Below are 15,195 nucleotides of genomic sequence, written 5' to 3'. Positions count from 1 at the left end.
AATCCAACTGACATGATTGCATTCGACCACATGACGGTGCGCTACCGGAGTGCGGAGCGTGCTGTAGCTGTTGCGATTGCCGATGTCAGCCTGACCGTTCCGCAAGGAACGGTTTGTGCTATCATCGGCCCTTCAGGCTGTGGCAAGTCGACGCTCCTGCGGGCAGTGGCGGGGCTCGTGCAGCCTGAGGGCGGCTGCGTGAAGATTGCGGGCGGCAAGGCGGATCCGAAGAAGTACCGCATCGGCTTCATGCCGCAGAACTACGGCCTGCTGCCGTGGCAGACAGTGCGCGAGAACATCGTGCTGGGCTGCCGCATCCGTCACGACTGGCACGCGGGCCGCGAGGAGGATGAAGCGAGGCTGGCGCGGCTCATGGCAGCACTCCACATCGAAAGGCTCGCCACGCGCTACCCGCATGAGCTCAGCGGCGGCCAGCAGCAGCGCGTGAGCCTCGCACGCTCTTTCCTGCTGCAGCCGGACATCCTGCTGATGGACGAGCCCTTCTCGGCGCTCGATGCCATCACGCGCGAGGAGATGCAGGACGTTTTCCTAGCGCTCTGGCAGGAGCAGCATGTCACGACGCTGCTCGTTACGCATTACGTCGAGGAGGCGCTCTACCTCGGGCAGAAGATCGCGCTGATGGCGGCAGATCCAGGCCGCATCGCGCGCGTCTTCGACAATCCGCTCGGCGGTCATCCGGAACAGCGCGGCAGCCGGGAATTCTTTGAGATGAGCCGTGCCCTGCGCGAAGAGATACGGGGCATCAGCGCACAGCATGCAGGAGAGGGGGCGGCGTCATGAAGGGCATCTCGCACACCCTGCTCTCATACCTTACTGCAGCTGTCTTCCTGCTCGCAATCTGGTGGGGGCTCGCGCTGCTGCTCGAGCTGCCCATCGTGCCGACGCCCGATAAGGTGTTCGTGCGCTTGACAAACGTCTTCGCGCGCGACATCCTCGAGCACGCGGCCTACAGCCTCTGGCGCATTGCAGCAGGCCTCGGTTTGGCTGTCTGCATCGGCTATCCGCTCGGCGTCATCATGGGCTACTTCCGCCAGGCCGACCGCTTCCTGTCCCCGGTCGTCTACCTGACGTACCCAATCCCGAAGATCGCGCTGCTGCCAATCCTCATGCTGCTCGCCGGTGTCGGCGAGCTCTCGAAGGTCCTCATGATCTTCCTGATCATCGTCTTCCAGGTCGTTGTGGCGGTGCGCGACGCCATCCGCACGCTGCCGGAGGAGCGCTATTATCCACTCTACTCGCTCGGCGCCTCGCTTGGCCAGATCTTCCGTTTCGTCATCCTGCCGGCCTCCCTGCCGAAGTTCATCACGGCCATCCGCGTCGCGATGGCGACGGCCGTCTCTGTGCTGTTCTTCACGGAGACGTTCGGCACGCAGTATGGCATGGGCTACTACATCATGGATGCCTGGCTGCGCGTCAACTACTTGGAGATGTACGCGGGCATCCTCGTCCTCAGCGTCATGGGACTCCTGCTCTTCGGGCTCATCGACTGCTTTGAGCATGCGGTTTGCCGCTGGCAGCGGAAGTGAGGCGCTTGGCTTGAAAAAATTTGTTTTTGTGGTGCTCATGCTGCTCGTCGGCGCGGGCTGGGCCGGCTTCCATGCGCCTGAGCTCTTGCCGCAGGCGCAGCGGTTGGCAGATGATGCGTTGAGTCACTTCGAGCGCGATGACGGGGCCATCCACGTCGAGGGCAGCGGCGCGGCCCTGCCGGATGTCAAGAAGGCGGCTTCTGCCTTTGACGGACTGACACAGGAAAAACTCGGCGCCGTGCGCCATCATTCTGTCCGCGTATTCGTGGCCGCCTCCGATGCGGATTACCGCCGCATCCTCAAGGAAGAGTTCTCGCTCTCCGACGAGGAGGCGCAGGAGGTCGCCGCCATCTCGGGCGGCTGGTCGGGCGGGCGCCTGCATGTCACGGCGGTCAACGCGAAGGCCGGCGTCATGGACAGCCATAGCGACCGCTATGCGACGACGGCGCACGAGCTCTTCCACCAGCTCCAGTACGAGCTGAGCCGCGGGCGCGACACGGACAAGGAAGCCTTGTTCTGGCTGGAAGAGGGCTCTGCTGACTATGTCGGCGCCATGATGGCCGAGCATCTCGGCGGCCGCAAGCTCGCGCGTTGGCAGAATGATGTGCTCGACGATCTCTTAGGCGCGCCGCACGCCGCGCGCCCCGACCAGCTCATCCACCTGGAATTTGCCGAGCGCAAGGCTATCATGGCAAAGGAATACCACGCCTACGAGATGGCCGACATGATGACCGTGCAGCTGCTTGCGCGCTTCCCCGAAGAGCAGCGCGGCCAGAGACTCGCCGCCTACTTCACCGCCCTCGGTGAGGGAAAGTCAGGGGAGGAGGCGTTTGCGCAGACTTTCGGCCTGACGCTCGACGATTTCCTCCAGGAGTTTGCCGCCTGGTGGCAGGCGCAGAAGAGCGAGCCGGCCAAGATACAGATCGAGGCATGCGAGGGCGTGACCGACGGTCAGGTCGACTCCTACGCCGCCGAGGCCGAGGCCGTGCAGTCGCTCTTGCAGCGCCGCTTCGGCCAGACGCTGCGCGGCAGCTACACGCTCGTGCTCGCCAGTGGCAAAGAAGAGCTCGCACAGGCCGTCAGCGTGCGTTCTGATATGACGTTCGATGAAGCGCGGAAGAATGTCGGCGAGAGCCTCTGGCTCGAGAACGGCAGCACGGTCTTCCTCGATGCGGCAGCACTAGACTCGCGCCGCCAGCAGATCTTCAGTATGGGCGTCATGATCACGCGCATCATGGAGGCACAGGCCATGGGCGGCACCGAGCAGGAAGTCGCCTGGCTTGCGCGCGGCACGGCCTATCTCATCGGCACGCTGCGCCTCAGCGAGGAAGGGCTCGGCAGCTTCGAGGATTACCGCCGCAGCTGGCTCAGTGTGCTCCAGGAGAAGGGGCGCTTCCCCGATGGCGCAGACTTGACCGCGCCAGAGTCCTATGACAGGGCTGTCGCTTCGTTCGGCGATGAGTCGTGCTCGCTCGTCGCGGAGCTCACCGCGCATGACCTGCTGGCGCGCCGCGGCTGGGGCAGCTTTGCCAAGTGGATGCGCGCCACAAGTCTAGCGGGCGGCGACGGCGAGAAGGCCTTCCGCAGCACTTACGGGGAAGGCGCATCCGCCTACGCGTCAGCAGCGTCCACGAAGCTGCTCCGCGAGGTGCAGGACATGTATACACGCTAGCCCTCTTTACAAATGGATGAGGCTGTGCTAACATAGGGATTGTTCAAGCGGGTGCGCTCGAACGAGACGAATAGTCATATGGCAATGGCGCCATGCAGAGGTGATACTTCCGATTCGTATGATCGGGATGTTTTTTCTGCATGGCTTTTTTGTTGCTTAATTTTAAAAAGGGTGGTATAAACATGGACGAGTTACTTTATGTGATTCCTGCAAACTCCGAAAAAGAAGAAATCCTGAACACGCTCAAAGCACATCCCGAGATCAAGTTCGTATCGCTAGTCGGCATCGATATGGCCGGCAACGATACGGATGAGAAGATCCCGATGCGCATCTTCCTCAAGGATATCGATGAGTTCTATGCTGGCACGGCTGTCCAGACGGATGGTTCTTCCGTCGTGCTGACGGGCATCGCCACCCTGAACAACGCGAAAGTCGATATGCCGGTCGATCCTTCCGTCAACTGGTTCGTCGACTACAACATGGAGAACTACGACGAGGAGACGGGTAAGCCAATCGGCACGCTGCGCATTCCGTCCTTCCTGATCCACGAAGGCAAGCGCGTCGATTCGCGCGCTGTCCTCGCTGACACGCTCGCCTATGTCAAGAAAGAGCTGATGGCCCTCTTCAAGGAGCACCCGCAGATTTCCGGCATCGAGAGCGTCAACGGCACGGATGTGACGGACATCCAGTTCACCTCCGCTACGGAGCTCGAGTTCTGGGTCAAGACGCCGCTCGAGGATGCTGCCATCGAAGAGATGTCCGCTTCGCAGGTCCTGCAGGAGCAGTACTGGGAGCGCACGCACGGCATCGTCCGCACGGCTATGGAGCAGTGCCTGCTCGTTCTCGATAAATACGGCTTCAAGGTCGAGATGGGTCATAAGGAAGTCGGCGGTCTCAAAGCACAGATTGACGAGAGCGGCCGCATGACGCACGTCTGCGAGCAGCTCGAGATCGACTGGCGCTTTGCAGATGCCCTGCAGGCTGCCGACAATGAGCTCTTCGTTCGCACGATCGTAAGAGAGGTCTTCCGTGGCATGGGCCTCGAAGTCAACTTCAAGGCAAAACCGATGATCGGCCTGGCTGGCAACGGCGAGCACACGCACATCGGCATGGCTGCCATCACGAAAGACGGCAAGCTCCACAACCTTTTCACGGCTGATGACCAGAAGAAAGACTTCATGAGCGCCATCGGCTACGGCTCCCTCATGGGCCTGCTCAAGAACTACGAGGTCATCAACCCGTTCGTCTCCGCTACGAACGATTCCCTCAACCGCCTCAAACCGGGCTTCGAGGCTCCGGTCTGCGTCGTCACGTCCCTCGGCCATACGCCGGAGATCCCGTCGCGTAACCGCACAATCCTCACTGGCCTGATCCGCGATCTCAGCAACCCGTATGCAACGCGCTTCGAGCTGCGTGCATGCAACCCGTACACGAATACGTACCTCGTCCTCGCAGCCATCTATTCGGCCTGCCTCGACGGTGTCAAGGCCTGCGCTACGCATACGACGGCAGAATGCCTCGCCGAGATCTCCAAGGATGCCGGTGAAGAGGGCTTCTACCTCGAGAAAGACCGCGCATACCGCAGTGAAGATGATGTCTTCGAAGACTACACGGAAGAAGAGCGCACGCGCCTCTTCGGTGCTCCGCCGGCTACGGTCTGGGAGAACATGCAGAACTTCGAGAACTACCCGGCAAAGCTCGCCGTCATCACGGCTGGCGGCGCACTGCGTGACCAGATCATCGAAGCCTTCCGCGCTGGTGCTCTGACGCGCTGGAAGACCGAGCTCATCGCCCGCATCATCCCGGAGAACCGCGACATCGTCCGCGCAGCCAAGGAAGCCAAGACGGACTTCGTCACCGACCTCGATTCCTACAACTGGAACAAGATCAACGGCATCCGCAGCTACCTCGCCAAGGACAGCATCGATGAGAAGTCCCTCTTCACGCTCCTTATCAACGCCCTCAACGATGGCGATTACGCAACGGCATCCGGCCTGCAGGTCGAGATGTACGACAAAGTCGAAGAGCTCAAGAGCCTCTACGACTCCTACGTCAAGAACATGATCTGATTGCCACCGGCAACCAGAGACAAAAAGGCACCGCCTCGGCGGTGCCTTTTTTGTGTGTGAAGGAATACAGTGGTGCCATGTCGAATGCTAACAATATGAAATAGAACGTGACTGATGGACAGTATGCTATCGAGAAGGTGGTATCATGACGATGACGAAATCAGAAATTGATGCATCGAATCTGAAAGTCATTCTGCATTCTAAACGGGCAAATATCTACTATTTGGAGAAGTGCCGGGTTATGCAGAAGGACGGACGTGTCCTTTATCTAACGGAGGGCAAGCGTGAGAATCAGTACTGGAATATTCCGATTGCCAATACGACGGTTCTGTTGCTGGGAATGGGTACATCCATCACGCAGGCTGCCATGCGCATGCTGTCTATGGCTGGCGTCATGGTTGGATTTTGCGGCAATGGCGGGACGCCGTTGCTTTCCGGCGTGGAAATTGAATGGCTCAGCCCGCAGAGTGAATACCGGCCAACAGAGTATGTGCAAGGGTGGCTGTCCTTTTGGTTTCAGGCAGACAAGCGGTTGGCGGCAGCGAAAGAGTTCCAATTGAAGCGGTGTCAGTTCATCGAGCAAGTCTGGCAGAAGGACCGCGATTTGCAGAGCTGGGGCTTCTATGCAGATGATGATGAAATCGAGTCTGCCATGCAACGCTTCCGCCAAGTCATCCAGCAGGCTGTGGATATCAAACAGCTGCTGGCCGGTGAGGCAGTCTTCACGAAAGCACTTTATAAGTATGCGAGTGAGCATGTCAATATGCCGGATTTTGTTCGCCTTCATGATGCTCCTGCGGGAGATAAAGCCAATATTTTCTTGAATCACGGCAATTACCTAGCCTATGGCCTGGCTGCGGTCACACTCTGGGTACTGGGGATACCACATGGCTTTGCCGTCATGCACGGGAAGACGCGGCGCGGTGCCCTGGTCTTCGATGTTGCAGATCTCGTAAAAGATGCCATTGTTCTGCCGGGCGCATTTATCTGTGCCGAAGATGATCTCAGGGATCAGGAGTTCCGTTCGTACTGCCTGCAGAAATTCACGGAGCACAAGGTATTGGACTTCCTGTTTGAAGAAGTGAAGTATGTGAGTCAGTTATGGGGAAAGGAGGGCCCTGTATCATGATGGTGCTGTTTACAAGCCGCAGCGAGAAGAAAGCCCTGCTGACGGTTCGCCGTATCCTGGATCAATTTGCAGACCGCATCGGCAATGATACGTGGCAGACCATCATGACACAGGAGGGCGTACAGGAAGTCAAGACACTCTTGCGCCGGAGTGCGACGAAAAGCACGGCTGTGTCCTGTCGCTGGATTCGCTCGCGCAATCGCAGCCAGCTCCTCTGGGTGGTGGGAAATCGCGACAAATTCAACGAAGAAGGCATGGTGCCCGTCAACACAACGAAAAAGAACATCCTGCATAAGGAGTGGGAGGGCGGCTGGCCCTATCTTGCATTGATCAAAGCGTTGGTAGCGGTAGCAGCCCTTTTCCATGACTGGGGGAAGTCATCGGATCACTTCCAGGAAAAGCTGCGGTCATCGTCGATAGAAAAAGACCCCTATCGTCACGAATGGGTTTCCTGCCAGATGCTGGCGGCTGTGGCGAAACTCAGTGGTGACACAGAGGATGATGATGCGTGGATACGTCTCTTTATGGATGGTAAGCTGAAGAAGACAGCTTTGAAAAAGGAGATGAAAGACAGAGGCAGTCAGGCAGAGGCATTGCCGGATATGCCACCAATCATGCGCCTGATCGCTTGGCTGATTCTGTCACATCATCGCTTGCCCGTGACGCGGAATGAGATGGAGTGCAAAATCTGTGCGATGGAGCCACTTCTGTCTGCGGAGGCGCTCTTTTCAAAGGTTAAAGCTGACTGGGGGTATGAAGGAGTTGTCCCTGTCGCGAAAAATCCCTGCTTTGCGTTTTCGAGGGGATTTTTGCTGGATGATGGTGACTGGAACAAGTCGGTCAAAAAATGGCTGGCACGCCTGCTTCGGGAAAAAGCACAGTTGCAGCAGCTCCGCTCGGAATCGAACTCAGCTTTGCGTCCACTTCTTCTCTATGCGCGTGAAGCCCTGATGCTGGCCGATCACTTTGTCTCTTCTCAGAAGTGCCAGACGGATGTACCGACAGAGGAACAGAAGAAGGTTTTATATGCCAATACAGAGGGCGATAAGCTCTGTGATACACTGTCCTCGCATTTGGTTCGGGTGGCTGCGCAAGCCGTCAACATCGCGCACCAGCTGCCGCTCTTTGCCAGCGAGATGGATGTGACAGACACAGTACGTTTCAAACCGGCAAAAGCACCGTATCAATGGCAGGATAAAGCAGTCCGCGAAGTCCAAGCGGCAAGGCAAGAGGGGGCGGAGCAAGCTTGGTTCATCCTGAATATGGCAAGCACGGGCTGCGGCAAGACTACCGCAAATGCCAAACTGATGCAGGCATTGTCGCCCAATGGCAAGTCGATGCGCTATACGTTAGCGCTGGGGCTCCGCTCGCTGACGCTCCAGACTGGTAGCGAATATCAGGAGCGCATGCATCTGACGAATGATGAATTGGCCATCATCATCGGTTCTTCAGCTGTTGAAGAATTGTATCGTCAGGAAAAGCAGTCAGATGTTGTAGATACTGCGGATTCAGAAGAGAAAGGTTCTCCTTGTGAGATCGGTGGCGCTGGCGAAGAAGAACTTTTGGAAGATATGCTTTCCTTTGAAGATAACTTCACGCATGAACAGCTGAAGTATCTGGACATCTACCTGGATGGACGCAAAAATCCGCAGTCAAAGAAAAATGGAGCCTTCCTGTTCAAGCCAGTACTTGTTGCGACCATTGACCAGATCATCCGTGCGACAGAGGTGACGCGCGGTGGGCAGGGCTTGCTTCCGTTCCTTCGGATGATGTCAGCGGATCTCGTCATTGATGAAGTGGATGATTTCTCGCCGGAAGATTTGACGGCGGTCGCCCGCCTGGTTCATTTAGCTGGCGTACTGGGCCGCAATGTAGTCCTGTCTTCTGCGACGATTCCACCCGATTTAGCGCAGGGGTTCTATCAAGCTTATCAGGATGGCTTGTGCTGCTATAATGCATTCTCAGACAGGACAAAAACGCTAACGGCTGTCTGGGTGGATGAATTCCGTTCTGCATCTGCAACCATACCGCTGCAGCAGCCGAACCAGTATCGATTGGCCCATGAGAGCTTTGTCGAGAAGCGCGTCAAGAAATTACAGGCGCAGGTCGTGAAGCGAAAAGCTGTCTTGGTTCCGTGTCAGCCTCAGACGACGAAAGAACTGTCATGGCAGTCGTATGTTGCAGCGATGAAGCAGGCCGTCCTGCAGCTGCATGGGAGTTACCATGTCGTTGACGAGAAGACGAACAAGGAAGTTTCATTTGGACTCGTACGATTTGCCAATATCGATCCGTGTGTCAATATGGCTCTTGCCCTGCTGTCAGCTGACTGGCCAGATGATACGGCAGTTTTCGTCATGTGCTATCACAGTCGCCAAGTCCTGCTGCTGCGTCATGAACAGGAAGCGTATCTCGACCATGTCCTGCGCCGCAAGCAGGAACGCGGGGTACAGGTATCCTTCCAGGATACCATTCTTCGCAGCCATTTGGATGGCCATCGTGAGAAGCGTTGTATTTTTCTGGTGGTGGCTACTCCAGTGGAGGAAATCGGCCGCGATCATGATTTTGACTGGGCAATCGTAGAGCCGTCCTCTTACCGCTCTATCATCCAGCTGGCGGGCCGCGTCCATCGTCACCGTCCATGCCTGCAGGATATATCCGCTCCGAACATCGGTGTCATGCAATTCAACTGGCAGGGCATGATGAATCCGGCACAGAGGGCAGTCTTTTGTCGGCCGGGTTTCGAGAAAGCCTCGCACTATCTGCTGCAGAGCCATGATATGAAGGAATTAGTGCCCGACGGTAATTGGGACCATATCGATGCCATTCCCCGCGTGCAGATTCCGAAGCCGCTTTGTCCAAAGTCGAGGCTGATTGATCTGGAGCATCAGAGACTGGCGGATTGGCGCAACCTCGATGATAAATCACCGGATGAAGTGGGCGGCTGGCAGCAGACCTGCTGGTGGATGACTGGCTTGCCACAGTATCTGCGTCCGTTCCGCGCAGGCGTTCCAGATAAAGAGCTGTGCTATCGCTATGATGCGAATGAAGGCATGCTGGGGTTTTATGAAAGAAATGGTGGCAAATACACGGCTTGTGGAGATTTGTGCAACCTGAAACCATATCCCCAGGAGAAACTGGATGTGTACAGAGAGCGTTTCTGGCTACCTCGGTCCTATATGGCGTCTCTTCAGGCACAAGCTGCCAGAAGGCCGTATTTGGATGACGACGAAGGAGAGGTCCTGCAACGTATATCCGAGCGATATGGGCAGTTGGGCCTTTCTGGCTATGAAGACGAGGCGAGGGTGTGCTGGTATGATGACCAGCTTGGAGTGTTTCATACCTTGGTGAACGAAAGAAAGTGATAGGCAGTCGAATCCGTTTCTGCTATAATGAATCCAGTAGGATCTGCCGCATAGGTAGCTTAGTAAATAATCATGTTCTGATACAATTGTCATCTGCCGTGTAGGCAGCTCCTGAAAAATGTTGTATCAGAATCAAATCTCTATCTTGAATCCATAATTATGTTATGATATAATATAGCAAGAAGGAGGGAAGATTATGGGATCGATAGCAACTTACATCGCTGATAAGGCGGCGAAGAAGCAACAAACTCCAGCTGAATGGCTAGAGAGTAATTTGAAGAACCTTGACCGATATTGGGTGAGCTCACATATCGGCAAGTACACACATCCAGACTTGGCCGTTCATTTACATGATAATAGTAACCCTACAGGTGAAGGCTACTTGACGACAGCTGATGCGGCAGTACAACAAGATATTTTTGTGGATGGTGGTTCCGCCTTCATGACGATTGCGTCATTCTTAGTTTCACGGTTTTCACAGAAAGAAACTATAGCGGAACAGAAAGATGACCTTGAGGCTAAAACAGCTTGGCAATATTTTCGTGAGGATTCACCATTTATCCGTCGTGAGATAGAATCGCTAGGGATTGGATATGAATCATTACGAGAGAAGATTTTGCGTATTCAGATATCAAAGGCTCCGGAGGAAAGTGATGCACGCCTAAAACAAGTGTATTTCCCTATACCTGACCGTGATGGAGAATATCATCTACTCAGTATTTTACCACCGAGTATTTTGATGCTTGAACTTACGAATCGGATCAGAAAGGCATTTCAAGTGCAGAGAAAGTGCCAAGATAAAAAGTCAGAATGTTATGGTGGTTCATATCAGACTTTTCCCGATTTGACTAACGTCCGCTTTGGAGGCGCAAATGTTCAAAATGTGAGCACGCGGAATTCTTCTTTAGGAATACAAGTTTTGCCATCGTTGCCACCATGCCTGGCTGGTCGGAAAATAAAGATGCCTAAAAGAAATTTTTTCTTTGACTCACTTTACTGGCGCAGTTTCAGTAACATGCTGTTACATCTCGATTCGCTGTTTCGAGATCAGCGCCATAATCTTGAGATGCGTGAGCGCCGTGAGGATATCATCCTGGATTTTGTTGAGTCTGTCTTATACGAAGCGAATCGTCTGCAGGCCCTTCCTGCTGGCTGGAGCAAGGAGACTGAGCTGTCAGATGAGCAGGCAGTTTGGCTGGATGAAGCCTATGGAAGCCAGCGGCAAGCTGATACGGATTGGATCTGGCCGGTCTGCTTGGATTTTGCTCGTTGGCTCGTAAATGCCTACGGGAGGTTCTGTCGCATAGAGAAGCGGAAAGAGATTTCGCTTTCGGATGCAGAGCTGCATTCCTTTGCGGCGACGATGGAAGAGGTGCTGAAGCAGGAGGTGAGAGAAGGATGAATAGAAGCAAAACGTATTTGCTGCTACGACATGTCAAAATCCACAACGCAAATGCTTTCAGCAGCCCGCTCACGATTGGCTTCCCCGCCATGACAGCCTGGCTGGGTGCCATGCATGCGCTGGAGCGAAAGCTCCGATGCAATGAGGCGCTGTCGGGCATTCACCTGAAAAAAATGGCGGTGTCCTGCCATGACTTTGATTTGCAGACTTATAAAGGTCCGGGTGACTATGTGAACTCGGTAATCATCACCGCGAATCCTTTGCGGAAAAAAGGAGCATCATTTGAGCGGCCTCCATTTATCGAGGAAGCGAGAGTTCATCTGACCGTATCTCTTCTTATTGAAGTGGACGGGCTGGTGCCGGGCAGCTTCTCACTTTTCATCGAGAAGGTAGCGGAAGCTCTAAGGGGAATGAAGATTGCAGGAGGAGACATCTTAGCGTTTTCGCCTTTTTCGTCGATAAAAGATTCTATGAAGTCAACTTCGACACGCAATTCGAGAATCCTCTTAGTGGATGAAGATAACGAAAAAGATGTGCGCCATGCCATCCGCAGTCTTATGCCGGGATATGTCCTGATCGAGCGTCGTCAGCTGCTGAGAAAGAGGCAGGAAAAATCGGAGCATAAGGATACCTTGCAAGCCATGTTGGATTTGCTAGCCTTGCACTATGAGTACGATGATGAGCAGGACACATGGCGTTTGCAGCCGCGCCAGGAAAAAGGCTGGCTTGTGCCGATTGTCACGGGGTTCAAAGGGTTGACACCACTAGGGCATGTTGCAAATCAGCGCGATGCAAGCACATTGCATCGTTTTGCCGAACCGGTGTTGACACTCGGTGAGTTCAGGATGCCGCATCGTTTTCAGGATATCGATCAAATGATGTGGCACTATCATTATGATGAGCAGGCTGGCTTATATGTCTGTGTGAATGAGCAGATGGGATCAAGTGAAAAAGATAAAGGAGAGGATTAATCATGGCAAAATCAAACACGAAGGGCTTAGCAACGGTATTGTCTTTTGAGAAAAAAATTGTTCTCTCAGATGGTTTGATGTATGGGACGGTTTGGGATGAGCGTCAGAAAAAAGCGACTGCACTTCCTTTACATGAAAAATCTGTCCGCGGCACGATCTCTAATCGTTTGAAATCAGCAGTGGCTAACGACCCTGCCAAGCTCAATGCAGAAGTCGAAAAACCGAACTTGCAGACCGTCGATGCGGCATCACTTTCCATGGATCAGGATACTTTGAAAGTTACGTTTACGATGAAGATTCTGCCGGGCGCAGCTGTTCCTGCAGCTTGCAATAATACAGAGCATAAAGAAAAAATCTTGAAGATGGGACAGCGCTATGCAAAGCAATACGGATTCGGTGAACTGGCAAAACGGTATGCGCTGAATCTTGCCAATGCGCGTTTTCTCTGGCGGAATCGCGTCGGTGCGGAAGAGCTGGAAGTGCAGGTAGAAACCGATGGGCCCGATGCGACACAGTGGCTGTTCCATCCGTATGATTATTCCCTGCAGAATTTTGACAAGAGTGATGAGAGGGTTGAGGCATTAGCTGAACAGATTGAATCGGCATTGGCTGGTAAGATCCCGTATCTGTTGTTGACAGTGACGGCTTTTGCCAAGATTGGCAAGGGGCAGGACGTCTATCCAAGCGAAGAGCTTATTCTTGACAAAGGAAAAGGCAAGAAGAGCAAAGTCTTGTATGAGGTAGATGGTACAGCGGCCATGCATTCGCAGAAGCTCAGCAATGCAATCCGCACGATTGATACCTGGTATGAAGAATATGGGACAAATACAGGAGTAGGGCCAATCGCCGTAGAGCCGTATGGTGCAGTGACGAACCTAGGCAAAGCGTTCCGTACTCCAAAGGCAAAGAACGATTTCTACACGCTTTTTGATAAGTACTCACTGGATGCTGATTTTGACAGTCCGGAAGCTGCGCACTACGTTATGGCGGTCTTGATTCGTGGCGGTGTCTTCGGTGCAAGCGGAAAAGAATAAAGGGGATGATGGGCATGTGGTTCTACCAAGAGGTTATCTTGCAGCCGACAGAAGATATCGCAATCTCATTCCTTTGGACTAAAGTTTACCGCCAGATCCATCTGGCACTGGTCAACAGCAAAGATGAACAAGGCGTGATTCGGTGTGGTGTGGCATTTCCGGAGTACTCTGATGTACAGCCGACACTCGGTCGTACACTTCGCCTGTTGGCTCCAGAAGAATCCGATTTGCAGCGTTTGAATCTGGCCGATGCATTAAAGCACCTTGCGCCAGATTACGTGAAGATCAAGACTGTTCGTCCCGTACCCATCAGGGCATGCAAAGGTTTCGTGATGTACAGTCGCTATCAGCCCGAGGCGACTGCTGCGCGGAAAGCCAGACGCTATGCACAAAGGCACAGTATGTCAATAGAAGAAGCCCAAAAGATTTTTCCGTCAGCTGCAAACAAGACGAGGTATCCGTACATCCAGTTAGAGAGCATGACAAATCATCATCGCTTCAGCCTATTCATCCAGAAGCAGGAAGCGGTAGAGCACCCTTGTGAAGGCTTCTCTGCCTATGGATTTAGCAGGAGATCATCTGTTCCCGACTTTTGACCAAAGTTTTTGTCGTATGCCTGAATGCCTTGTAAATCAAGGGCTTTGACAAGTGCATAAAATTTTGGTTAAATAGGTGTTAGACGGTGCGAGCTCAAGTAGAATAGGGCTATTCGCACAAAAGATTACTGTTAACTGCCGCATAGGCAGCTTAGAAATCCAAAACCTGATAGTTATTATCCTTATGTAAGTTAACTGCCGCATAGGCAGCTTAGAAATTGAGCAGAACCCAGATATGTTTTCCGTTTTCGTTAACTGCCGCATAGGCAGCTTAGAAATTTATATATCAAGGGCCGAGGGCGGCTTTATGGTTAACTGCCGCATAGGCAGCTTAGAAAGAGAGGCAACCGCCACAAGCAAATAGCCGCGAGTTAACTGCCGCATAGGCAGCTTAGAAAAAGAATTGCCCTCTACATCCCGAGAACCGCGTGTTAACTGCCGCATAGGCAGCTTAGAAATTGGCGATCTCTGCTGAAGTGTCCTGGATGGCGTTAACTGCCGCATAGGCAGCTTAGAAACAGTGCAGATTGAGCAGAAGAACGTCATCTTTGTTAACTGCCGCATAGGCAGCTTAGAAATTCCGCGACTACGAATATCCCGTGACGGGGACGTTAACTGCCGCATAGGCAGCTTAGAAAGTCCCGAAGGGATAGGGTTGACGAAATATCACGTTAACTGCCGCATAGGCAGCTTAGAAATTCAAAAGATAACGCCACGCCGTCGGTGCTCGGTTAACTGCCGCATAGGCAGCTTAGAAAAAGGACTGCCGCATTGCGTCAGGCCGCCATGTGTTAACTGCCGCATAGGCAGCTTAGAAAATTGCCAACATGGTCGCTCGCCACAAGGGGCCGTTAACTGCCGCATAGGCAGCTTAGAAATGAAATGGGAAAAAGAGCCGGATAAGGTTCTTGTTAACTGCCGCATAGGCAGCTTAGAAATCACGAAGTTGGCAGCATATTCTACTGCGAAAGTTAACTGCCGCATAGGCAGCTTAGAAACGCCGCCGTGTCCGCTGTGTCCTGCGCAATGAGTTAACTGCCGCATAGGCAGCTTAGAAATGAAAGACGGCATGATTCATATCAAGCGGCAGGTTAACTGCCGCATAGGCAGCTTAGAAATTTGGCATGGTAGCGAACAACATAGGCGAGTCGTTAACTGCCGCATAGGCAGCTTAGAAAGCAATGTCGCCGATTTTTACAAAGTGCAGGCCGTTAACTGCCGCATAGGCAGCTTAGAAAAGCTTTGCCGCGGAAGCCGGTGATATAGCTGCGTTAACTGCCGCATAGGCAGCTTAGAAAGCGCAGGACATTGCCGCACGTCGCAGGGTCGTGTTAACTGCCGCATAGGCAGCTTAGAAACTCATGAGGGCGGCCCTTCTTGTCGGGAATAGGTTAACTGCCGCATAGGCAGCTT

At 53.7% G+C, this 15,195-nt stretch carries 10 protein-coding genes and 1 CRISPR repeat array; all 10 genes read left to right on the top strand.

The features are described 5' to 3' along the window. Window positions 1-12 precede the first annotated feature (12 nt). The 10 genes from B2X55_RS00785 (at window position 13) to cas6f (ending at window position 13,782) form a co-directional block, all read left to right on the top strand. Window positions 13-801 carry an ABC transporter ATP-binding protein gene (locus B2X55_RS00785; RefSeq protein ID WP_286820503.1) on the top strand — a complete coding sequence of 263 codons (789 nt, stop codon included), beginning with the start codon at window positions 13-15 and terminating at the stop codon, window positions 799-801. Then, window positions 798-1,547 (top strand): ABC transporter permease, encoded by a 750-nt coding sequence (locus tag B2X55_RS00780; protein WP_286820502.1) that lies wholly within the window; start codon window positions 798-800, stop codon window positions 1,545-1,547. The genes B2X55_RS00785 and B2X55_RS00780 overlap by 4 nt, the downstream gene beginning before the upstream one ends. A gap of 10 nt (window positions 1,548-1,557) precedes the next feature. Beyond that, window positions 1,558-3,219 carry a hypothetical protein gene (locus B2X55_RS00775; RefSeq protein ID WP_286820500.1) on the top strand — a complete coding sequence of 554 codons (1,662 nt, stop codon included), beginning with the start codon at window positions 1,558-1,560 and terminating at the stop codon, window positions 3,217-3,219. A gap of 182 nt (window positions 3,220-3,401) precedes the next feature. After that, a complete protein-coding gene (locus tag B2X55_RS00770; RefSeq protein ID WP_286820498.1) occupies window positions 3,402-5,288 on the top strand; it encodes a glutamine synthetase in 1,887 nt (628 codons plus the stop codon). A gap of 145 nt (window positions 5,289-5,433) precedes the next feature. Next, window positions 5,434-6,417, top strand: coding sequence for a type I-F CRISPR-associated endonuclease Cas1f (gene cas1f, locus B2X55_RS00765; RefSeq protein ID WP_255240434.1), 984 nt, complete (start codon window positions 5,434-5,436; stop codon window positions 6,415-6,417). Continuing rightward, window positions 6,414-9,779 (top strand): type I-F CRISPR-associated helicase Cas3f, encoded by a 3,366-nt coding sequence (gene cas3f, locus B2X55_RS00760; RefSeq protein ID WP_286820496.1) that lies wholly within the window; start codon window positions 6,414-6,416, stop codon window positions 9,777-9,779. Before cas1f ends, cas3f begins: the two co-directional genes overlap by 4 nt. A gap of 196 nt (window positions 9,780-9,975) precedes the next feature. Then, complete coding sequence (locus tag B2X55_RS00755; protein WP_286820495.1) at window positions 9,976-11,181, top strand: type I-F CRISPR-associated protein Csy1; 1,206 nt, start codon at window positions 9,976-9,978, stop codon at window positions 11,179-11,181. Beyond that, window positions 11,178-12,152: a type I-F CRISPR-associated protein Csy2 gene (gene csy2 / locus B2X55_RS00750; RefSeq protein ID WP_286820494.1), complete on the top strand. Its 975-nt coding sequence runs from the start codon at window positions 11,178-11,180 to the stop codon at window positions 12,150-12,152. The genes B2X55_RS00755 and csy2 overlap by 4 nt, the downstream gene beginning before the upstream one ends. A 2-nt stretch (window positions 12,153-12,154) precedes the next feature. After that, entirely contained in the window at window positions 12,155-13,186 is a 1,032-nt protein-coding gene (csy3, locus tag B2X55_RS00745; RefSeq protein WP_286820493.1) for a type I-F CRISPR-associated protein Csy3, read from the top strand. Window positions 13,187-13,191: 5 nt separating this feature from the next. Continuing rightward, window positions 13,192-13,782 (top strand): type I-F CRISPR-associated endoribonuclease Cas6/Csy4, encoded by a 591-nt coding sequence (gene cas6f, locus B2X55_RS00740; protein WP_286820492.1) that lies wholly within the window; start codon window positions 13,192-13,194, stop codon window positions 13,780-13,782. A gap of 130 nt (window positions 13,783-13,912) precedes the next feature. After that, window positions 13,913-15,140: a CRISPR direct-repeat array (repeat unit 28 nt; unit sequence GTTAACTGCCGCATAGGCAGCTTAGAAA). Window positions 15,141-15,195 lie beyond the last annotated feature (55 nt).

The sequence above is a fragment of the Mitsuokella sp. UBA4253 genome (assembly GCF_002395285.1).
GTDB classification, from domain to species: Bacteria; Bacillota; Negativicutes; order Selenomonadales; family Selenomonadaceae; genus Mitsuokella; species Mitsuokella jalaludinii.
This window is presented reverse-complemented; position numbering and strand designations above follow the sequence as displayed.

Bases quoted from the DNA above. Each gene is read 5' to 3' on its own strand.
- csy3 (WP_286820493.1), top strand. From the start codon at position 12,155: ATGGCAAAATCAAACACGAAGGGCTTAGCAACGGTATTGTCTTTTGAG.
- B2X55_RS00785 (WP_286820503.1), top strand. From the start codon at position 13: ATGATTGCATTCGACCACATGACGGTGCGCTACCGGAGTGCGGAGCGT.
- B2X55_RS00780 (WP_286820502.1), top strand. From the start codon at position 798: ATGAAGGGCATCTCGCACACCCTGCTCTCATACCTTACTGCAGCTGTC.
- B2X55_RS00770 (WP_286820498.1), top strand. From the start codon at position 3,402: ATGGACGAGTTACTTTATGTGATTCCTGCAAACTCCGAAAAAGAAGAA.
- cas6f (WP_286820492.1), top strand. From the start codon at position 13,192: ATGATGGGCATGTGGTTCTACCAAGAGGTTATCTTGCAGCCGACAGAA.
- csy2 (WP_286820494.1), top strand. From the start codon at position 11,178: ATGAATAGAAGCAAAACGTATTTGCTGCTACGACATGTCAAAATCCAC.
- cas3f (WP_286820496.1), top strand. From the start codon at position 6,414: ATGATGGTGCTGTTTACAAGCCGCAGCGAGAAGAAAGCCCTGCTGACG.
- B2X55_RS00755 (WP_286820495.1), top strand. From the start codon at position 9,976: ATGGGATCGATAGCAACTTACATCGCTGATAAGGCGGCGAAGAAGCAA.
- cas1f (WP_255240434.1), top strand. From the start codon at position 5,434: ATGACGATGACGAAATCAGAAATTGATGCATCGAATCTGAAAGTCATT.